This is a genomic window from Lacibacter sp. (assembly GCF_035299325.1).
Lineage (GTDB): Bacteria > Bacteroidota > Bacteroidia > Chitinophagales > Chitinophagaceae > Lacibacter.
This window is the reverse complement of sequence record NZ_DATGWT010000004.1, coordinates 255,767-278,163: the sequence shown is the minus strand read 5'-3', so window position 1 is coordinate 278,163 and position 22,397 is coordinate 255,767. Positions and strand designations below refer to the sequence as shown.

Below are 22,397 nucleotides of genomic sequence, written 5' to 3'. Positions count from 1 at the left end.
GATGAAAAGAGTAGTGTTTGTTTTTTGTTTTATTATGTTGAGTGTTTTAGTTAATGCACAAACAAATTATGCAAAGCTTGTGAATCCTTTTATTGGTACAGGCGGTCATGGTCATACGTATCCCGGCGCTACAATGCCGTTTGGTATGATGCAGTTAAGTCCTGATACAAGACTGGAAGGCTGGGATGGTTGTGGCGGCTACCATTACAGCGACAGTATCATGTATGGTTTTTCGCATACGCATCTGAGCGGCACCGGTATTGCGGATTACTGCGATGTATTGCTGATGCCGTTTACAGGTGAGGTGAAATGGAAGAACAGTGAATATGCTTCTCCCTTCTCACACAAAAATGAAAAAGCACATGCAGGTTATTACGAAGTGTTGCTGAAGAAACACAACATTAACGCAGCGCTCACCACATCATTCCGTTCGGGTATGCACCAATATACATTTGATGCAGCTGCAACAGAAGGAAAAGTATTGCTCGATCTGAAACACCGAGATGAAGTATTGGAATCATCGTTTGAAATAGTAAATGATTACGAAGTAAGAGGCATGCGCCGCAGCAAAAGCTGGGCATCAAACCAGGTGCTTTACTTCTACATGAAATTTGATAAACCAATCAAAGCGTATGGCATTGCTTTGAACGATGTGTTGCAAAATAATTTGCGTTCTGCCAGCGGAAAAAACATCAAAGCGTATTTCAGTTTTGATGTAAGCAGCAACAAAGCCGTACAGGTGAAAGTGGGTATTTCAGGCGTAAGCATGGAAAACGCAAAGCTGAATCTTGATACAGAAATTCCACATTGGAATTTTGCAACCGTAAAACAGAAGGCGGAAGACGAGTGGAATAAAGAGCTGGGCAAGATTGAAGTGAAAGGTGGAACGCAGGATCAGCAGGTGGCATTTTATACGGCGTTGTATCATGCATCGGTAGCGCCCAATATTTATACCGATGTAAATGGCGAATACCGTGGCACAGATCTGAACGTGCATAAAGCTGATGGGTTCACAAATTATTCTGTATTCTCCTTATGGGATACACACCGTGCCTTACATCCGTTGATGTCTATCATCAATCAAAAAAGAACTGCAGATTGGATCAATACATTTTTAGCGCAATACAAACAGGGTGGCATGTTGCCGGTTTGGGAGTTAAGCGGTAACGAAACATTTTGTATGATCGGCTATCATTCTGTGCCGGTAATTGTTGATGCGTATCAAAAAGGAATCAAAGGTTTTGATACAAAGCTGGCATTGGAAGCAATGACGAGTTATGCAGAAAGCAATCGCTATGGTTTAACACAATATGCACGCCAGGGATTTGTTAGCAACGATCATGATCATGAAAGTGCATCGAAGACGGTAGAGTATGCATATGATGATTGGTGTATTGCTGAGTTCGCCAAATGGATAGGCAATGAAACTGTTGCAAAGAAATATGCAGCACGTGCATTGAACTATCGTAATCTTTTCGATCCCACAACGTATCATATACGTGGTAAAGTGCAGAGCTTTTGGTTTTCGCCATTCAATGCAACAGAAGTCAATAACTTTTTCACAGAAGGTAACTCCTGGCATTATTCGTTCTCGGCACAACAGGATATTGATGGTTTGATCAAATTATATGGAGGCAAAGAAAATTTCTTACGCAAGCTGGAAGAACTTTTCACCACCAAACAAACATTGAGCGGTCGTGATCAGGCCGATGTAACCGGATTGATCGGTCAGTATGCACATGGCAACGAACCCAGCCACCATATGGCTTATTTGTTCAATTATGCAGGTAAACCATGGCGCACACAGGAGATCGTTCACCAGATATGTACAGAGTTTTATCCTAACAATCCGGATGGTTTGATTGGTAACGAAGATTGCGGACAAATGAGCGCATGGTTTGTGTTGAGTGCAATGGGTATTTATCAACCCACACCTGGCAGTGGCGTCTATGCATTAGGCACGCCTTTGTTTGATGAAGTAAAAATTCATTTAGAGAATGGCAAAACATTTTCTATCGCTGCTAAGAACAGAACAGCAAAAAACTTTTATGTAAACAATGTGCTGTTGAATGGGAAAGCACATTCAGCGACGTTTATTAAGAATACGGATGTAGAAAATGGTGGTGAACTGGTTTTTGAAATGAGTGCAACACCTAACAAAAACCGTGGTATCGACAAAGCAGTTATGCCATCATCGAAAGTGAATGATGAAGCGTTTGTAGCTGTTCCGTTCTTTCATATGAATACAAATAAATTCAAAAGGAGTTTGTCGGTTACGCTGAAACATCTTGATCCGCAGACCGAGATCTATTATGCAATTGTGAATGGTGCCGCAAAGCCCAGGTTTTATCGTTACGAAAAACCTTTTGCTATTACTGAAACTGCAAACATTGAATTGTTTGCAAGCAAGAATGGAAAGCAAAGTCCAAAAATTGTACAGAAGTTTTACAAAGTACCCAGCGACAGAAGCATTACCGTGTTGAGTGAAGTGCACCCCATGTACACAGCAGGCGGTAAAGATGCATTGATCGATGGAATTATTGGTGATGCCAACTGGAAAACAGGCGACTGGCAAAGTTATTTTGCAAAAGATTTTGTGGCTGTCATTGATCTGCAAAAAGTGAGGCCGGTAAAATATGTTGCTGTACATGTATTGCAGGAAGTTAGTCCGTGGATTGTTTATCCGAAAGAAGTAGTGTTTGAGATCAGTAACGATGGCAAAACTTTTAAACCCTTAACAACAGTTGAAAATAAAATAATAGCAGAATTAAAAGAGCCGGAAGTACAGACCCTCGGCGCCAATGTAAATGCAACAGCACGTTATATACGTGTGCGTGCAAAAACAGGAGGGGAGTTGCCTGCATGGCACGAAAGTGCAGGATCGCCTTCACATATTTTTATTGATGAAGTAATTGTGAAGTAAATTATGTGCCCTGCAGCAGTTTTGTTTTATAAGCTGCTTTTATGCTCAACCGTTTGCATCGTTTATTGAGTTAATAAAAAAGTAAGTTTGGTTGCTGTTCGTTTTCAATCAATTTAATTTTAAAAGTATGCGTACAATTTTCGGTTTTCTGTTTGTTGTGATGACACTTTGCAGCGAGGCACAAAAGGCAGAGAACATTATCATTATTACAACTGATGGATTACGTTGGCAGGAGTTGTACAAAGGCATGGATTCCGCCATTGCAAATAATAAGAAATTTCACAAAGGTGATAGTGCGTATATCTATCAACATTACTGGGCTGCAACGCCGGGAGAAAGACGAAAGAAGTTAATGCCATTCATCTGGTCAACTGTTGCGGCAAAAGGACAATTGTATGGCAACAGAGCGTATAATAACAAAGTGAACAATGCCAATCCTTACTGGTTCAGTTATCCCGGCTATAGTGAGATCATGACGGGTTATGCCGATACAGCGATCAATTCAAATTCATACAAACCAAATCCGCATGTAACCCTGCTTGAGTTTTTACATCAGCAACCCTTGTATAAAAACAAAGTAGCTGCGTTTGGTGCATGGGAAGCATTCGATCGTATCTTAAATGAAGAGCGTAGCGGTTTTCCTGTTGTGTCGGCTTACGATACTTCTGCTGTTCCATCATTGACATCAGAGCAAAAAATGGTGAACGCAATGCTGAAAGATTCATACAAGCCTTGGCATGAAGATGAATGCCTGGATGTATTTACACATTATGCGGCACTCACGCATTTAAAAGCTAAAAAGCCTAAAGTGCTTTACATTGCTTATGGTGAAACTGATGAATGGGCGCATGCAGGGCAGTACCGTTCTTATCTTGATGCAGCTCACCAGGTTGATGCATGGATCAAGCAATTATGGGATTATGTACAAAGTGATCCTGCTTATCGTAATAAGACAGCTATCTTTTTCACAACTGATCATGGAAGAGGAGATGTTGTAAAAGCTGAATGGACAAGCCATGGTAATTCTATTAAAGATGCTTCTGAAATTTGGTTTGCAGCAATAGGTGCCGGCGTTCCTGCAAAAGGAGAAGTAAGAGCAGATCAGCAATTTTATCAGCAGCAGTTTGCACAAACCATTGCGAAGTTGTTAGGCTTCACCTATAAAGCGAAACATCCGATAGCAGATGCAATTAAAGAAGTGCAGCAATAAACTTTTTACTATTCAAATATTCGTGCAAAATGATTCTCTAAGTGATTCCGCATGCCATTCCTGAATTGTTCAGGCGAACCATTCTCTAAAATTTCCACCAACTCTTTATGCGACACGAAAGTTTTGAGTGCTGTTTGTTTTTTCAGTAAACCACTGTTGTGTACATAGTCAAAAACCGGTAACAACATCTTCTGGAATTTCTTCATTGTTTCGTTGCCTGTGATTTCATACAGCTTTCCGTGAAACGCAATTTCATGTTCTACATTAAATAAATGATCCTGTGCGGCAGGTGGCTCGTTCGCTACAATTTGTTTCAGTTCTTTTATGTCAGCTTTTGTAATACGATGAAAGAGAAAATCAGCCATACCTATTTCCAGCACCAACCGTATTTCAAATACTTCTTTCAACGTGCCTGGGTCTAGTATATGCGGATTCATACTCTTGCTGAGGTTGCCGAAAATATCCGGGCTCGTAATAACAGATCCTTTCTTCTTCTTTGACTCGATCAGACCCATCATTCGCAATCGCAGCAAAGCTTCACGGATCACGGTGCGGCTTACGCCCAACGCTTCGGCCAGCTCAATTTCCTTGGGAATGCTATCCCCAACCTTTAGTTTTTGCTGTTGAAGTAACTCCACCAGGTTGGCTTCTACCTTATCAACCAGGCTGCTGGTTTCTATGGTTTTAAAGTGTCCGTTCAAAAGTGTGCTAGACATATTATGTACTACTTAATTATTCAAAATTAGGAAAATCCACCAGTCCTCGCAGAATTTCTGCATTGATTATTAATAACTTAAAAATAGTTGAAAACTTTTTTTGGTCAAATGCAGAAAGTTTTTCAATTTTATTATGTCATACATAATACAAAAATAAAACAAAACTTGCTGTATGAAAGTATTTTTAAAGATTGGGTTGATGTTCGCTTTTGTGCTTCTCACATTGATAGCGGGAGCTCAGTCCATCAAAGTTTCGGGCCAGGTAATATCGAAAGATGATAATGCAGGCCTTTCCGGTGCTTCAGTTGTGGTAAAAGCAAAAAACACCGGCACTCAAACCGATGCTGAAGGCCGTTTCAGTATTGAAGCTGCTATCGGCGACATCCTCGTTATTTCCTCTGTGGGCTTTGTGTCGCAGGAAGTAAAAGTGGAAAATGCAAACAGTATCACCATTCAACTACAATCGTCTGCTTCTAAAATGGACGAAGTTGTAGTTGTGGGTTATGGTACTACCCGGCGAAACAAACTAACGTCATCAGTTGCTAAACTGGACAACAAAATCTTAGAAACAGGATTGCGTTCCAACCCTGCACAGGCATTGGCCGGTACTATTCCAGGTTTAAGAGTTTCCACCGGAACAGGAAGACCGGGTTCTTTGCCTGGGATCACTCTAAGAGGAGGAACCAATTTCGATGGTTCAGGCAGTCCTTTAATTTTAATGGATGGTCAAGTCAGAGGTTCGCTCAGTGATATAAATCCAGAAGATATTGGTAGCATTGAAGTGTTGAAAGATGCATCTGCTACAGCTATCTATGGAGCAAGGGCCAGCAATGGCGTAATACTTATAACATCAAAAAGAGGCAAAGCTGGTTCCTCGTCGATTAGTGTAAATGTTAGAAGCGGAGTCAGCTTTCTAAACGTTCCTTATAACTTTTTAAGCGCTGAAGATTACATTAAATGGAGCCGTTTGGGTTTGGTGCAATCTTTTATCAATGGCACTAATGGAACAGTTGCTTCTAATACTGCCCTTTCTGTTGTTGGTCCAAGAGCAACAGGAAATTTATACAGAGATCCTGTAACAGGGGCCATCTTAGATGGCAACTATGATAACAGGGCTGTTTGGAGCGTAATGCGACTGAACAGTACAAACAGCGACTTAGTTGGCCAGCCTGGCTGGAAAACAATGAAAGATGCTGTTCCTACCAATGCACAAGGGAACTATGATCCTAACGGAACTTATGCAGACCTGATTTATAAGGATTTTAATTATGGAGATTACGGTTTGCATGATCAGGCCAATATTCAGGAATATAATATAGGCATGAGGGGAGGAAATGACAAGGGAGGATATTTTGCTAATGTGGGGTATTATGATGAAAAAGGTCTGTCACTTGCAACCTTTTACAAGCGTTTAACCTTTACACTCAATGGCGATTATAAAATAAAAGAATGGTTGAAGTCGGAAAGCAGCATACAATTCAATAAAGCCAATTGGAGAGATCAATCATTACAAAACGGCGAGGGAAATTATTGGGGTCGTATGCTTTCGGCACCACCGACTATGCGAGGAACCAATGCAAATGGCGAGTTCATTCTTGGTCGGGATGCAAGCGATGGTAATCCAATAGTTAATATTGATAAGTACAAACGTCATAACCAGTCAGATAAATTTACGCTAGGTCAGTCTTTTAAAGCTGATATATGGAAAGACCTTTACTTAAAGCTGGGAGCTATATGGATGTATGATGAAAGTGAATCAGAATCTTTTAATAAAGATTTCCGTACTGGTTTTTTAAGCCTAACTAATCCCAATGCAGGTTGGAACAGGACAAGAGAAACCTCAGCAGGTTTCGACCGCACAATCCGCCAAACTTATAATGCTACCTTAAATTATAGTATATCCTTCCTGAAAAAGAATAATGTTGATGCCATGGTTGGCTTCGAATATTATGATGCATATAATAAAGGAATATTTGCAGGTGGCAGCCAGGCTCCCTCAGATGATTTTGGCGACTTACAATACACACTAAACAATGCACTCACTCAAACACGCAGTACAGATTCATATCATAGCAGGGAACGTATCATGTCTGGTTTTGGCCGTTTGCTTTATGATTGGGACGGGAAATACCTGGCCAGCTTAACAGTAAGAAGAGACGGTGTTTCAAGATTAAGTACCGACAATCAATACGGAACTTTTCCTGCGGCATCTATTGGCTGGTTGGTACATAAAGAAAACTTTATGTCATCTGCCAGAAGTTGGTTATCATATTTAAAAATGAGAGCAAGCTGGGGAAAAAATGGAAACATAGGTATCGGAACCAGCAATGCTATTGGCTTGTATGAAGTGCAGGGTTCTTATGGTTCTCAAACTGCTTATAATGGTAACATCGGTTTCTTATTGTCATCATTAGCAAACCCTACATTAAGATGGGAAAAAACAAATACAACAGAAGTTGGTGCTGATTTAGGTTTATTCAACAACAGGTTAAATGCATCCTTTGCTTACTATAACAGAATTACTGATGATAAACTTGCCTTTGTGAGTTTGCCCAGTTCTTCCGGAGTTAACAGTGTAAGAACAAATAATGGAAGTATGCGTAACAGAGGTTTTGAAATGGAAGCGGGTTATAAAATACTTCAAAAAAGAAATTTAAAGTGGGAGGTTAGTGCAAATGCTGCTTGGAATAAGAACACTATTTTGAAACTTCCGTATAATGGCAATGACAAAAACAGGCAAGGTGGAGAACAGATTTATGATCCAAAAACCGGGAAGGTAATATGGGTTGGCGGTTTCCAGGAAGGTCAGGAGTGGGGTGAAATATTTGGCTTCGTTGCAGAAGGTATTATACGAACACAAAAAGATCTTGAAAACTATAACAAGGTTGATGAAGCAGCCAAGGCCGCTTATCAGAATGGCGGTGCTGGACGTGGTGTAGCCAGTCAGAAATTAATAAATCAGTATAATTTAAATGCAGGGCGTCCGGCAAACAACCCGCTGTATGTTGCTACACAATTGGGCGATGTTATGTGGAAGGATATTGATAAGAATGATACGATAGATTACCGTGACAGGGTTTCATTAGGTCGTACACTTCCCCGCTGGACAGGTGGTTTCAACACAACTGTATCCTGGAAAGGTTTCAGTCTTTTTGCCCGTCTTGATTTTGCCTTAGGTCATATTCAACAGGATTTCCAGCAGATGTGGTCAATGACAATGGCACAGGGTGAGTTTAATGCAACCGACCTTGTAAAACAAACATGGACGCCGGATAATCCGAATGCGAAATACCCACGCTATACCTGGGCCGATCAACTCAATACCAAAAACATGGATCGACCAAGCAGTATGTTTTTTGTGAATTCAAGCTACCTCGCCTTCAGGGAAGTTTCATTGAGTTACGCTTTGCCGTCTAAAATTTTAAGCAAGGCTAAAATCAGTGGCCTGAGACTTACCATTACTGGGCAAAACCTGGGCTATATCACAAATAGTCTGTTGAATTTGCCCGAACGTACAGCGGTTCAAAGCAGCGCTTACACTATACCAACACAATTGGTTTTTGGAGCTAACCTCACCTTTTAATCAATACATAAATTTATCAGATAATGAAAAAATTTAGATACATACTATGCATATCGATGCTGGCGCTTGCTATGTCATCATGCCGTAAAACATTGGAGTTGGCTCCAGAGGACTATTATGGTGATGGTAACTTTTGGAAAACAGAAGGTCAGGTAACCAATTTTATGGTAGGCCTTCACAACAACTTCCGCAATAATCAATTTATGTTTTTTCGCCTTGGCGAAATGAGAGGTGGTAGTTTAAGCAATGTGGACCGTACAGGGGCATCGTTGAATGAATTGACAATTATTAATCAGGCTATCCAGGAAACTTCTGCAGGGGTTGGTAGCTGGGCTGGTTTTTACGGCCCCATTCTTCAACTTAATCTTTTTATTAGCAAGGTAACTGCAATTGATTTCATACCCGCCGCTAAAAAAGACTTCTTATTGGGGCAAGCCTATGCCATGAGATCGTACTACTATTTTCATTTACTTCGTACCTATGGCGGTGTGCCATTAGTATTGGAACCGGAAGCTTTAAAAGGGAACATTGATGCAGTTACGCTTCGTAAGGCAAGATCCACAGAAGCAGAAATTTTAGCATCAGTAAAATCAGATATAAACAAATCATTGAGGCTGTTTGGAACGTCCGCTTCTTCTGACAAAACACAATGGAATCCAAAGGCAGCATTAATGCTGAAAGGAGAAGTGTACCTATGGTCTGCGAAAGTATATAACACAACCGCCGACCTTACAGAGGCAAAAACGGCACTAAATGCCGTAGCCGGCAGTTCACTACTTAGCAATTTCGCCAATGTGTTTAAAACCAAAGACAATAGTGAAATTATTTTTGCCATTCGTTACCGTGATGGAGAAGCAAATATGGGCACCGGTTATTCTTTTTTCCTCTATGATTTGTTTAACTTCAATAGCAGACATGTAAAGGACTCAACAACGGTATCGCCAACTTTAATAGATCCGCTCAATATTGGCACCTCCACTGCACAACCGATTCAGCGCTATGGCTACACATTTGAATTGTTTCAGTCGTATAGCCTGTCAGACACACGCCGTAATGCTACTTTTTACGATTATTACAGAACAAGTGGTACGCCCCCGAGTGTGGTGGTTAATATCAGGAATACAGCATTGGTAAAATTCATCGGAATTATGAATTCAGCAAACATAAGGGTATTTACAGATGACTGGCCAATTTACCGTGAAGCGGACAGGTTGTTAATGTTGGCAGAAATTGTTAATGCTGAAGGTGGAGACCCTACTCAATATATTAAAGCTATACGTGACAGGGCATTTGGTGGCGCTGTTAATGACCCTGCACCATTTGTGAACGGATCAAAAGATGCAAATGAACTGGCCATATTTGCAGAACGTAGTAAAGAGTTTGTCTATGAAGGCAAGCGCTGGTACGATTTACGGAGAATGAAATTCGGCTCAGAACCATTAGTGTTTAAAAGCCTGAATCATCCTTACGGTGTTTTGGATAAAGCAACACAGGCTCACAAAATTCTCTGGCCAATTGAAGCTGCAATATGGACCAACGACCCTCTGGTTAATCAGACCCCGGGTTACCCGACATCAAAACCGTAGAAAAAATTTTCATAATCAGCAGTTAGTTTTAGCCGGGAGTATTCCTGCTCCCGGTTTTTTTTAATGTTTATTAATTTTTTAGCAATTAACCGAGCACATGAACAAACAACATTTACAGGGCTTGATTGCAGCGCCTTTTACACCTATGCACACAGATGGTTCATTGAACCTTGCAATCATTCCATCTTATTATGAAATGCTGAAAGCAAACGGCATTAAAGGTGCATTCATCTGCGGGTCAACAGGAGAAGGAGTTTCGTTATCATTGAACGAAAAGAAAGCCGTGGCAGAAGCATGGGCTGCAGTAGCAAAAGATGATGCAGATTTTATTGTAATGCCTTTATTAGGCGGCACCTGTTTAACCGATTGTAAAGAGCTGGCGTTGCATGCACAGCAAATTGGTTTAGATGCGATTTCTTTTACAGCACCATTTTATTTTAAACCGGCTTCTGTTGAAATGTTGGCGAAAGCTTGCAGTGAAGTAGCATCGGTAGTGCCCGATATGCCGTTTTATTATTATCATATTCCGGTGCTTACTGGAGTAGGTTTTCCTATGATTGAATTATTGAAGGCAGTTGACAATCTTATTCCCAACTTCACCGGTGTTAAATACACACACGAAGACTTTATGGACTTTCTTTCCTGCATGAATTTTAAAGAGGGCAAGTACGATATGCTGTGGGGCAGAGATGAGAATATGTTACCAGCATTGGCATTGGGTACAAAAGCATCAGTAGGCAGTACCTTCAACTATGCAGCGCCTTTGTATTACGATTTGATTGATGCGTTTAATAACGGCGATCTGAAAACAGCCAATGCATTGCAGCAAAAGTCGATCGATATGATTACATTGTTGGGTAAGTACGGCGGCATTGCAACAGGCAAAGCTTATATGAAATTGCTGGGTATCGATTGTGGTGAGTTTCGTTTACCTGTAAAAAACATGACGGCAACCGAATTTGAATTATTTAAAAAAGATACCGAGCAGATCGGGTTCAATCAATTCTCATCACGCTTACAAACAGCCGTGAATGTATAAACTGAAATGAATCGCTTTCACATATCACTTTTTCTTTTATCCATGTTTTTTAATGCAGCCATACATGCACAAAAAAAACAGGAGCTGTCACTGCAATGGAATGTTGCTGCTGAGCTTCCTGTTGCCGCAAACGGAGCGAAAGCGCTGGGTGTTGCAGGTGCTGTTGCTGGTGTGTATAAAAATAAACTCATTGTTGCAGGCGGTGCAAATTTTCCTGCTGCTATGCCTTGGTTGGGCGGTAAGAAAAAATATGAAGATGCTTTATATGTGTATGCTAAAAAAGGGAAGGGTATTGTATTACAACAACGTATAAAACTTCCGTTTACCATTGCTTATGCTGCTTCCTGCACAACTGATGAAGGAATTGTTGCAGCCGGTGGTGAAAACGAAGGCGGCCTAACTAATAAAACATTTCTGCTACGGCTTACAAACAATGCATCCGTATTTGCCATTCAAAATCTGCCCGATCTTCCGTTTGCCCTAACCAATGCATCAATTGCGGTTGACGGACAGAACGTTTACTTAGCAGGTGGTGAAATGACCAATGGAGTAAGCAATCAGCTGCTTGTACTCAATCTCAATAATCTTAGCGCAGGATGGAAGCAATTATCAACAACAGTAAACAAGGTGTCGCATGCCGTGCTGTTGATAAATAAGCATATACTTTATTTAATTGGTGGAAGGATGCGAAACAGTAATGGCATCAGCACGCTGTACAATTCTGTTTTTGCATTTGATCTGTTAACCCATCAATGGACTGAAAAAAAATCCTTACCCTATGCTTTATCTGCCGGCACGGGAGCAGTGTATAAAGATCAACTGCTTGTATTTGGCGGCGATAAAGGCGCAACCTTTCAACGTACAGAAGAATTAATTGCAGCGATTAATGCTCCTAACGATGAATCAACGAAAAAGAAATTAACCGATGAGAAAACAGCTTTGCAATCAGCTCATCCGGGTTTCAACAAAGAAATTTTATCGTACAATATAATAAATGATAGCTGGGAGGTTCTTGGAAATATTCCTTATGACACACCTGTTACAACAACAGCTGTCAAATGGAACAACTGTTTTTTTATTCCAAGTGGAGAAATAAAAGCAGGAGTACGTTCGCCTTTTATACTATCTGTTAAACCAGTAACCAGAAAATGAGTAACTCAAAATCATATCCCTGGATCGTTGTTGGTTTGCTTTGGGTAGTGGCATTACTCAATTACATGGACAGGCAAATGCTCAGCACCATGAAGCCATCGATGATGATTGATATTGCTGAGTTGCAAACAGCTGCCAACTTCGGCAGACTGATGGCGATTTTTTTATGGATCTATGGTATCATGAGTCCGTTTGCAGGAATGATTGCCGACAGAGTAAACCGCAAATGGCTTATTGTTGGAAGTTTGTTTGTTTGGAGTGCAGTTACCTTAGCGATGGGGTATGCACAAAACTTTACACAATTGTACTGGCTTCGTGCAATCATGGGCGTTAGTGAAGCGCTATACATCCCGGCAGGCCTCTCTCTCATTGCCGATTATCACAGCGATAAAACAAGATCACTCGCTATTGGTATTCATATGACAGGTTTGTATATGGGCCAGGCATTAGGTGGTTTTGGTGCAACCATTGCATCAGCATTCTCGTGGAAAACGGCCTTTCATTCTTTTGGTTTGATCGGTATCTGTTATTCAGTTGTGTTGATCCTTTTCTTACGGGAGAAAAAAGTAAATACAGTTGAATCAGCAATCAGCTCAACAACAAAACCATCTGTTACAAAAGGGTTAGCATTACTACTCAGCAATATTTCTTTCTGGATCATCTTATTGTATTTCGCTGTACCGAGTTTACCGGGTTGGGCAGTAAAGAATTGGTTACCGACATTGTTTGCCAATAATCTCAACATCAATATGTCACAGGCCGGTCCATTGTCAACCATTACCATTGCGGCATCTTCTTTCATCGGTGTCATCTTCGGTGGTTTGTTATCCGATCGTTGGGTGCAGAAAAATATCCGTGGACGGATTTATACAAGTGCTATTGGTTTGGCATTAACCATTCCCTCATTATTATTTATTGGTTTGGGTGATACCGTGTTTCATGTAGTAGCTGCAGCTTTTTGTTTTGGCTTCGGCTTTGGTATGTTCGATGCGAATAATATGCCTATTCTTTGTCAGTTTGCTTCATCGAAGTATCGGGCAACGGCGTATGGCATTATGAATATGACAGGTGTTTTTGCAGGAGCATTCATCACCGATTGGTTAGGTAAATCAACCGATGCGGGTAACCTGGAAAAAGATTTTGCAATGCTCGGGGGCATTGTTGCATTTGCGTTGATCATACAGTTGTGGTTCTTGAGACCGAAAGCCACCACTGTAACAGAAGAATAATCATTCATCAGTTTTATATAATCGAACATGAAAAGATTTTATTTGAGTGCTTTTGTTTTGTTGATAACAGCAACAGCGCTGTTGGCACAAACTACACCGGTTACAGTATTTGAATCGGGGAAAGAAGGACATAAGAGTTACCGTATTCCTGCCATTGTAAATTTAAAAGACGGAACGCTGCTTGCATTTGCCGAAGGTCGTGTAAACAATGCAGGCGATTTCGGCGATATCAATATTGTATTAAAACGCAGCACCGATCAAGGTAAAACATGGAGTGCCATACAAACTGTCGTAAACTACGATCAGTTACAGGCAGGTAATCCTGCACCTGTTGTTGACGTAGCAGATCCAATGTATCCGCAGGGAAGAGTTTTTTTATTTTACAACACCGGTAATAATCACGAAGGCGAAGTACGTAAAGGAAAAGGTTTGCGTGAAGTGTGGTACAAAACATCCACCGATGGCGGTGTTACATGGAGCGAAGCAGTGAACATCACTACACAAGTGCACCGTCCGAAACAACCGGCAACAAATGCTGCTTACAATTTTAACGAAGACTGGCGGAGTTATGCTAACACACCGGGTCATGCGATGCAGTTCAGTACAGGTGTATACAAAGGACGAATTTTTGTAGCAGCCAATCATTCTGCAGGTGAACCCTTGAAGCAATCGGAAGATTATAAAGCACATGGATTTTATACCGATGATCATGGTAAAACATTTCAGTTAAGTGAAACCGTTGATCGTGTCGGTGGTAACGAAGCAATGGCGACTGAGATTTCCGGCAATCGTTTAATGATGAATATCCGCAACCAGAAAGGTGATGTGCGTGCAAGACTAATTGCCATCAGCAACAATGGTGGAGCGAATTGGGATAGTGTTTATTTCGATAACAACTTACCCGATCCTGTTTGCCAGGGAAGTATTTTAACGGTTGGTAAAAAGAAAGGCAAACATATTGTTGCGTTCTGCAATGCGGCCGATACAAAGAGCAGGGATAATCTTACACTTCGCATCAGCTACAACGATGGATTTACCTGGAAGAAGAGTATTCTTATCGATTCAACAGGTAAAAGAGATAATGCAGCTTATTCTGATATCGTTCGCATTTCGAAAAAGAAGATCGGCATCCTCTACGAAAAAGATAATTATGCAAAGATCATTTTCACGGTTGTAAAGTGGAACTGATCATTCTATTTAAATAATAAAGAGATATGGCTTACACAACAAACGATTTAATTTCGTTACGGGATTTTTATGCAAACCAGTTACTGAATGATACAGTTCCTTTCTGGTTTCCCCGTTCCTTCGATACTGAACACGGTGGCTTTTTGTTAATGCGTGATTCAAATGGTTCACTCATCGATGATGACAAGGCCGTTTGGATTCAAGGGCGGGCTACATGGCTCTTATCAACTTTGTACAATACAGTTGAACAAAAGCAGGAGTGGCTTGATGGTGCCAAACTCGGCTATGAGTTTTTGAATAAGCATTGTTTTGATAGTGACGGACAAATGTTCTTTCATGTAACACGTGATGGGCAACCGATTCGTAAACGCAGGTATTATTTCTCCGAAACATTTTATGTAATTGCCGCCGCAGCTTACGCCAAAGCAAGTGGCAGTGAAGAAGCCGCCGCCAATGCAAGAAGAGTGTTTGGGGAATGTATTGCATACGCAAGCGGTGAAAAAAAACTGGAACCAAAGTTCACAGGTACGAGACCCACACGTGGTATTGGCGTGCCCATGATTATGACCAATACGGCGCAACAATTAAGAGAGTTGATCGGGGATGAGCGTTGCGATGAATGGATCAGCAAATGGATCAATGAGATTGAAACCTACTTTGTAAAGGATGATATTCAATGTGTGATGGAACAGGTGGCGCCTGATGGCAGCATCATTGATCATATTGATGGACGCACACTCAACCCGGGGCATGCCATTGAAGGTGCCTGGTTTATTCTGCACGAAGCTAAACATCGCAACAACGATCCGCATTTGATTGCACTGGGTTGTAAAATGCTCGACTATATGTGGGAGCGTGGCTGGGATAAAGAATACGGAGGTATTTTGTATTTCCGTGATGTGTTCAATAAGCCGGTGCAGGAATACTGGCAGGATATGAAATTCTGGTGGCCTCATAACGAAGTGATCATTGCTACTTTGCTTGCTTATACAATGACTGGCAATGAAAAATATGCACAGTGGCACAAGCTGGTACATGATTATGCATACAGTCATTTCCACGATAAAGAAAACGGAGAATGGTTTGGTTATCTCCATCGTGATGGCAGCATTGCACAAACAGCCAAAGGAAATTTATTCAAAGGCCCGTTCCATTTGCCAAGGCAGGAATGGTATTGCATGCAATTGCTGAATGAGCATCTCCAAACCGATACGAATTTTGCGCATACGTTTGAGCATTTATCTAAAGATTTTATTTTATAGTTTCAATCCAGCAATTTTTTAATTGTTCTCATCAATGAAAAGATTGTCATTCTGTTTACTTTTTTTATTTCCCTATGTTGCCATCGGTCAATTGTCGGTGGCAACATTTTTTTCGGGCAATATGGTGTTGCAAAGAGATGAGCCAATTACTGTCTGGGGAAAAGCAATTCCGGGTAATGAAGTAACTGTTCAGTTTGCCGGTGAATCGAAGAAGATCATTGCGGCTGCCGATTCGGGTTGGGTTGTTTACTTTCAAAAACAATCTGCAAATGCAAAACCACAATCGATACGTATTGAAAGTGGAAATTCAAAGATCGAACTAAACAATATTCTGATTGGTGATGTATGGCTTTGTATCGGGCAGAGTAATATGGAATGGCCCTTGCAACGTGAAGTGCATTACAAGAGTGAATTGCCATTAAGTAATCTGCATCAGCTCCGTCTTTATAATCCAAACTATGCCGGTAAAAGTATTTTTGCCAATGCCTTTACTGATTCTGTTACACAGTTGCTTACTACTGAGCATTTCTACAAAGGAGTATGGCAGCAGTGTGACAGTGTTTCAGTAAAGCAGATGAGTGCAGTTGCTTATTACTTCGGCAAGACATTAGTAACATCGCTTGATGTTCCCATTGGTTTGATCAATCTGTCTATTGGTGGTGCACCGCTTGAAACGTTTATCGATCCGGTTGCATTAAAAAAACATAAACAATTCTCTTCTAAAATAAATGGCGATTGGTTGCGGAATACTTCTCTACCTGTTTGGGTAAAAGAACGTGGACAGCAAAACATTGGAAGTAATTCAAATGTTCCGTCAGATGGATATGGTAAGAATCATGCGTACAAACCGGGCTTTGCATACAAAGCAGGTATTGAACCTTTGTTTCGGTTAGCTATTAAAGGAATTATCAATTACCAAGGCGAAAGTAATGCGCAGGAAACAGAACGGGTAGAAGAATATGCAGCTTTATCTGTTGTTATGATTAACAATTACCGCAGCAAATGGAAAAAGAACCTGCCGTATTATTTTGTACAGCTATCATCAATTGATACGTTGCAGTACAAAGGGCAACTCTGGCCGCAGTTCAGGAATGAACAACGGAAAATGCTTGCACTGATACCCAACAGCGGTATGGCTGTAAGCAGTGATCACGGTGCAGCAAACGATGTGCATCCCACCAATAAAAAAGCAGTGGGCGAACGTTTGGCAAGATGGGCTTTGCATCAAACCTATCAGAAAAAAATAATTCCTTCAGGTCCGTTACCGCTGAAGGCAATCTATAAAAATGGTTTTGTAAAGATTTCTTTTCAATATGCTGCAGGTTTACAAACCAGTGATGGAGAACCTTTAAATGGTTTCTCAGTTAACGGAAAAGAAATGAGTGATGCAATTATCAGCGATAAACAGGTGTTAGTGAAATCGAAACAAAAGCCTGCCTATATTTATTATGGCTGGCAGCCATTCAGTAAGGGTAACCTGGTGAATGGGGAACAACTGCCTGCATCAACTTTTAAATTATTAGTCGAGTGAAGAAGATCAACATTGCATGCCTGCTGTTGCTGATGCAGCAATTTTTGTTTGCACAACGTAACGACGTAACCATTCGTTTTAATGCTGCTGCTACACATTTCACCGAAAGTTTACCATTGGGTAATGGACGACTTGGTGCGATGATGTTTGGCGATACAAAGAAAGAACGTATTGCACTCAATGAAATTTCGTTGTGGAGTGGTGGTCCGCAGGATGCAGACAATGAAAATGCCTATCAGTTCTTAAAACCTATCCAGGATTATTTGCTTGCAGGCGATAATAAAGCTGCACAGGAGTTGTTGCAAAAGAATTTTATTGCAAAAGGAAAAGGCTCAGGACGTGGCAGAGGAGCGAATGATAAGTATGGTGCATACCAAACCATGGGCGATCTGTTCATCAGCTGGAAAGACAGTAATGCAGCTGTGAGCAATTACAGTCGTGTGCTTGACCTGGAGAAGGCAACTGCCACGACCATATTCACCCGCAATGCTGCAACGTTTACAGAAGAACTGTTTACCGATTTTGTACATGATATTACATGGGTGCGTTTGTCAACCACAAAGAAAGGCAGCATCAATGTTGTGCTTGCATTGTATAGAAAAGAACATGCACAGATCAAAACCAAGAAGAATACCATTGCGATGATGGGACAACTTCCATCAGGCGCTGATAAAGGAATGCAGTTTGTGACTTTAGCTCAACCAACAGTAAAAGATGGAACGATCAGGCAGGAAGGAAACGAATTGGTGATTGAAAATGCAACTGAATGCTGGATTAAAATTTCTTCGGTTACGAATTATGAGTATGCAACAGGCAATCTTTTTGCAAACGATATAATTGAAAAAGCATTTCAGTACATCGAAAAAACAAAACAAACTTCCTTTACTGCGGCACAACAAAAAAGTACTGCTGCTTATCAGCAACTCTTTAACCGTTGCCGCTGGAACATGCCCGATAGTAAACCCGGAACAGCAGTAACTACAAATCAACGCCTCATCAATTATTTCAAAGGCGAAGAAGATCTGCAGTTGCCTGTTTTGTATTTCAATTTCGGTCGATACTTACTTATCTCTTCTTCACGTCCGGGTTTATTGCCTGCTAATCTGCAAGGATTGTGGGCAGTGGAATACCAAACACCATGGAACGGCGATTATCATCTCAACATCAACATACAAATGAATTACTGGCCGGCAGAGTTAACCAACTTAAGTACACTTGCCGAGCCGATGCATCGTTTCACTTCTTCCTTAGTAAACAACGGAAAAAAAACAGCGAAGGCTTATTACAATGCAAATGGTTGGGTGGCGCATGTTATCAGCAATCCCTGGTTCTTTACATCACCCGGCGAAGGTGCAGCATGGGGATCAACCTTAACAGGTGGCGCATGGTTGTGCGAACATATCTGGGAACATTATCGCTTCACAAAGGATACGGCCTTCTTAAGAAAATATTATCCGGTGTTAAAAGGTGCCGCCCAATTTTTACAATCCATCTTAATTAAAGAGCCTACACATGGATGGTTGGTAACTGCACCATCGAATTCACCGGAACATGCATACAAAATGCCCAATGGTTTTGTGGGTAATACCTGTATGGGTCCAACAATGGATATGCAGATCTGCAGAGAATTATTCAATGCCTGTATCAGTTCATCAACTGTTTTAAAAATAGATGCCCAATGGCGGAACGAATTAGCAACAACTGTAAAACAATTAGCGCCGAATCAGATTGGTGCAAAAGGCGATTTGAATGAATGGGTGAACGATTGGGAAGATGCAGAACCGCATCATCGTCATGTATCGCACTTGTATGGCTTACATCCGTACGATGAAATTTCGATCAATAAAACACCTGCGTTAGCCGAAGCTGCCAAACAAACATTGTTGCAACGTGGCGATGCCGGTACCGGTTGGAGTATGGCATGGAAAATAAATTTCTGGGCACGATTGCACGATGGGGAACATGCATTGCAATTGTTTAAGCAATTGGTGAAGCCTGTTGCAGGTGGCGATGAAATTAAGATGAGCGGTGGTGGTGGTACTTATTCCAATTTGTTTTGCGGGCATCCGCCATTCCAGATTGATGGCAACTTTGGTGGAACGGCAGGTCTTGCAGAAATGTTGCTGCAAAGCAATGATGAAGAAATAGAATTATTACCTGCATTGCCTGCTGCCTGGCATACCGGAACAATAAAAGGATTGTGTGCAAGAAATGGATTTGATGTAAACATTGAATGGAAAAACGGACAACTTGTTTCCTGTTCGTTGCTGTCAAAAGCAGGAAATGATGTTACTCTATTATACAAAGGGAAAACGATTCGGTTGAAAACAGTGAAAGGTAAAAATTACAAGTTTGCCTTGAACGATTTTAAATAACATATGATGATGAAGCGATTGCTGATTGCCTTTATTCTTTTAACACAGCTGCAGTTACATGCACAGGTGAAATTGCCGGTATTACATGATAGTCTGTTCTCCACTTATTATCATCAGCGGGTGACGTTGTTTAAGTCGATGCCGCAAACAAAAGAGGAGATTATTTTTCTGGGCAACAGCATTACCGATGGCTCGGAGTGGGCGCAACTCTTCAACGATCTGCGTATGAAGAATCACGGCATCAGCGGCGATATAACAGCCGGAGTATTGCATCGATTACCTGTTGTTATAAACCGTAAGCCTTCAAAAATCTTTTTGCTCATCGGTACAAATGATCTTTCAAGAGGAATCAGTGCGGATAGTGTACTGAAGAATATGATGCTGACTGCTGATTATGTAAAGCAGCAATCGCCCAAAACAAAATTGTATGTGCAGAGTATTTTACCGGTGAATGAACTGTATGGAAAGTTTGGGGGCCATACAAAAAACACAGCACTCATCCAGCAAGTAAATGAGCAGTTAAAAGCAAATGCTGCGGCTCATCTGTACCAGTATGTTGATCTGCATACGCCATTCAGCAATGAAAACGGAAAACTGAAACCGGAGTTAAGCAACGATGGGTTGCATTTAATGGGTAATGCCTATCTGTTGTGGAAGCACATCATCTATCCGTATGTGTACGATCTGCAACCAAAAGCTTCACTGATTCCGCAGCCACAACAAGTACAATGGAAGACAGGTGCGTTTGCTTTGTACAATTGCAAGACGATTGTACTGAAAGATAAAAGTCTGCTGAAGGAAGCAACGCAACTGCAGCACTATCTTCAATCGATTGGTTGGGAAATGAAGTTGACTGATAAAGCAGCAGCCGGTGAATTGTTTATTGAGTTAAGTCTTGGAAAAGTAAAAGCAGCACAACATGAAAGCGAAGCGTATCAGCTGGATGTGAATGCAGCAAGCGTAAAGCTGGTTGCGAATACTGCACACGGTATGTTCAATGGTATGCAAACACTCAAACAATTGCTGCGCAGCGAAACAATGATTGATGCGGTAAGTATTACCGATTGGCCTGCGTTCAGCTGGCGGGGCTATATGATTGATGTGGGACGGAATTATATGTCGGTGCCATTGCTGAAGCAACAGATCGATGTGATGGCGGCGAACAAACTCAATATTTTTCATTTTCATGCAACAGAAGATATAGCGTGGCGCATCGCCAGTAAACAATATCCGCAACTTACTGCACCCGAACACATGCTGCGGAACAAAGGCATGTATTACAGCGAAGCGGAGATCAAAGAACTGATCAGCTATTGTAAAGACAGACATATAACTTTCGTTCCTGAAATTGATATGCCCGGACATAGTGCAGCGTTTAAACGTGCCATGAAAACCGATATGCAGAGTGATAGCGGGTTGGCGATTGTAAAAAATATCCTCAAAGAATTTTGTACAACCTATGATGTGCCGTACATCCATATTGGTGCAGACGAAGTAAAGATCATCAACAAAAACTTTGTTCCCGAAGTAACAGCATTCATTGAAAGTATGGGCAAGAAAGTGATCGGCTGGCAACCCGGTGGTAATTTCAGCAACAGCACCATCCGTCAACTGTGGATGGATGACAATGCACATCACACATCAAACAATCAAATTCAGTTCATTGATTCCCGGCATTTGTACCTGAATCATATGGATCCGTTGGAAGCGGTGACAACGATCTTCAACCGAAAGATTGCTGATAAAGAAAAAGGCGATGCAACAACACTCGGCGGCACCATCTGTATGTGGCACGACAGAGCAGTAAGTAAAGAAGAAGATATACTGAATATGAATCCTGTTTATCCCGGTATGCTGGCATTTGCAGAACGCAGCTGGCAGGGTGGGGGTATTGATGGTTGGGTAGCAAACATCGGCGAACCGAATACAGCAAGAGCAAATGCATTCACTCAGTTCGAAAACAGATTACTTGATCATCAGCAGCAGTACTATTCTACACTTTCATTTCCTTATGTGCAGCAATCAAATCTTGTTTGGAAATTATTCGGGCCATTTGATAACAAAGGCGATCTATCCAAACAATTTGCACCGGAACAAAAAAGTTTTGATGCAGATAAAACAAAGCCAGCAACAGAACAGGTTGGTGCAACAGTTGTATTGCGTCATTGGTGGGCACCGTTGATTAAAGCTGCAATACCGAATGCAGAAGACAGTACGACCTGGTATGCCACTGCAAAAATCTGGAGCGATGAAGATGAAACAAAACAGTTCTGGATCGGCTTTAATAATTTGTCCCGCTCACCTGCTACCGATGCGCCACCTGCTAATGCATGGGATGCGAAACAAAGTGCAGTATGGGTAAATGGACAATTGATTCCTGCGCCGAAATGGAAACATGCAGGACAAAAAGGAAACAGTGAATTACCATTGGCCGATGAAGGGTATGAATATCGTATGCCAACAATTATTACTTTAAAGAAAGGTTGGAACACGGTCCTGATCAAAGCGCCGGTTGGCAGCTTTAGAGGGAAAGACTGGCAGAATCCGGTGAAGTGGATGTTTACGTTTGCACCTGTTCAATTTTAAATAAATAAACACGTATT

13 protein-coding genes are annotated in these 22,397 nt (G+C 41.3%); 12 read left to right on the top strand and 1 reads right to left on the bottom strand.

The features are described 5' to 3' along the window. Position 1: 1 nt before the first annotated feature. Positions 2-2,923, top strand: coding sequence for a GH92 family glycosyl hydrolase (locus VK159_RS02910; protein WP_324228639.1), 2,922 nt, complete (start codon positions 2-4; stop codon positions 2,921-2,923). 127 nt (positions 2,924-3,050) lie between these two features. Then, positions 3,051-4,133 (top strand): sulfatase-like hydrolase/transferase, encoded by a 1,083-nt coding sequence (locus VK159_RS02905; RefSeq protein WP_324228638.1) that lies wholly within the window; start codon positions 3,051-3,053, stop codon positions 4,131-4,133. 8 nt (positions 4,134-4,141) lie between these two features. Here the strand turns inward: VK159_RS02905 and VK159_RS02900 are convergent, their stop codons facing one another. Then, positions 4,142-4,849 carry a FadR/GntR family transcriptional regulator gene (locus VK159_RS02900; RefSeq protein ID WP_324228637.1) on the bottom strand — a complete coding sequence of 236 codons (708 nt, stop codon included), beginning with the start codon at positions 4,847-4,849 and terminating at the stop codon, positions 4,142-4,144. 172 nt (positions 4,850-5,021) lie between these two features. On the opposite strand from VK159_RS02900, the gene VK159_RS02895 reads away from it, so the two are divergent. From VK159_RS02895 to VK159_RS02850, 10 genes are all read left to right on the top strand, one after another. After that, positions 5,022-8,432: a SusC/RagA family TonB-linked outer membrane protein gene (locus tag VK159_RS02895; RefSeq protein ID WP_324228636.1), complete on the top strand. Its 3,411-nt coding sequence runs from the start codon at positions 5,022-5,024 to the stop codon at positions 8,430-8,432. A gap of 23 nt (positions 8,433-8,455) precedes the next feature. Continuing rightward, positions 8,456-10,018 carry a RagB/SusD family nutrient uptake outer membrane protein gene (locus VK159_RS02890; RefSeq protein ID WP_324228635.1) on the top strand — a complete coding sequence of 521 codons (1,563 nt, stop codon included), beginning with the start codon at positions 8,456-8,458 and terminating at the stop codon, positions 10,016-10,018. Positions 10,019-10,115: 97 nt separating this feature from the next. Beyond that, positions 10,116-11,057, top strand: coding sequence for a dihydrodipicolinate synthase family protein (locus VK159_RS02885; RefSeq protein WP_324228634.1), 942 nt, complete (start codon positions 10,116-10,118; stop codon positions 11,055-11,057). Between the two features lie 6 nt (positions 11,058-11,063). Then, positions 11,064-12,209, top strand: coding sequence for a Kelch repeat-containing protein (locus VK159_RS02880; RefSeq protein ID WP_324228633.1), 1,146 nt, complete (start codon positions 11,064-11,066; stop codon positions 12,207-12,209). Further along, positions 12,206-13,438 (top strand): MFS transporter, encoded by a 1,233-nt coding sequence (locus VK159_RS02875; RefSeq protein WP_324228632.1) that lies wholly within the window; start codon positions 12,206-12,208, stop codon positions 13,436-13,438. The genes VK159_RS02880 and VK159_RS02875 overlap by 4 nt, the downstream gene beginning before the upstream one ends. Positions 13,439-13,465: 27 nt before the next feature. Then, complete coding sequence (locus VK159_RS02870; protein ID WP_324228631.1) at positions 13,466-14,626, top strand: sialidase family protein; 1,161 nt, start codon at positions 13,466-13,468, stop codon at positions 14,624-14,626. Between the two features lie 26 nt (positions 14,627-14,652). Next, on the top strand, positions 14,653-15,888 hold the full coding sequence (locus VK159_RS02865; RefSeq protein WP_324228630.1) for an AGE family epimerase/isomerase: 1,236 nt from the start codon (positions 14,653-14,655) through the stop codon (positions 15,886-15,888). A gap of 34 nt (positions 15,889-15,922) precedes the next feature. Further along, the gene (locus VK159_RS02860) at positions 15,923-17,419 is read left to right on the top strand and encodes a sialate O-acetylesterase (protein WP_324228629.1); all 1,497 of its coding nucleotides are present in this window, start codon (positions 15,923-15,925) and stop codon (positions 17,417-17,419) included. After that, complete coding sequence (locus VK159_RS02855) at positions 17,416-19,794, top strand: glycosyl hydrolase family 95 catalytic domain-containing protein (RefSeq protein WP_324228628.1); 2,379 nt, start codon at positions 17,416-17,418, stop codon at positions 19,792-19,794. Before VK159_RS02860 ends, VK159_RS02855 begins: the two co-directional genes overlap by 4 nt. Positions 19,795-19,803: 9 nt before the next feature. Further along, a complete protein-coding gene (locus VK159_RS02850; protein ID WP_324228627.1) occupies positions 19,804-22,380 on the top strand; it encodes a family 20 glycosylhydrolase in 2,577 nt (858 codons plus the stop codon). Positions 22,381-22,397: the final 17 nt, after the last annotated feature.

Coding starts and splice junctions, on each gene's coding strand:
- VK159_RS02865 (WP_324228630.1), top strand. CDS start 14,653: ATGGCTTACACAACAAACGATTTAATTTCGTTACGGGATTTTTATGCA.
- VK159_RS02890 (WP_324228635.1), top strand. CDS start 8,456: ATGAAAAAATTTAGATACATACTATGCATATCGATGCTGGCGCTTGCT.
- VK159_RS02900 (WP_324228637.1), bottom strand. CDS start 4,849: ATGTCTAGCACACTTTTGAACGGACACTTTAAAACCATAGAAACCAGC.
- VK159_RS02870 (WP_324228631.1), top strand. CDS start 13,466: ATGAAAAGATTTTATTTGAGTGCTTTTGTTTTGTTGATAACAGCAACA.
- VK159_RS02880 (WP_324228633.1), top strand. CDS start 11,064: ATGAATCGCTTTCACATATCACTTTTTCTTTTATCCATGTTTTTTAAT.
- VK159_RS02905 (WP_324228638.1), top strand. CDS start 3,051: ATGCGTACAATTTTCGGTTTTCTGTTTGTTGTGATGACACTTTGCAGC.
- VK159_RS02875 (WP_324228632.1), top strand. CDS start 12,206: ATGAGTAACTCAAAATCATATCCCTGGATCGTTGTTGGTTTGCTTTGG.
- VK159_RS02850 (WP_324228627.1), top strand. CDS start 19,804: ATGAAGCGATTGCTGATTGCCTTTATTCTTTTAACACAGCTGCAGTTA.
- VK159_RS02885 (WP_324228634.1), top strand. CDS start 10,116: ATGAACAAACAACATTTACAGGGCTTGATTGCAGCGCCTTTTACACCT.
- VK159_RS02895 (WP_324228636.1), top strand. CDS start 5,022: ATGAAAGTATTTTTAAAGATTGGGTTGATGTTCGCTTTTGTGCTTCTC.
- VK159_RS02860 (WP_324228629.1), top strand. CDS start 15,923: ATGAAAAGATTGTCATTCTGTTTACTTTTTTTATTTCCCTATGTTGCC.
- VK159_RS02910 (WP_324228639.1), top strand. CDS start 2: ATGAAAAGAGTAGTGTTTGTTTTTTGTTTTATTATGTTGAGTGTTTTA.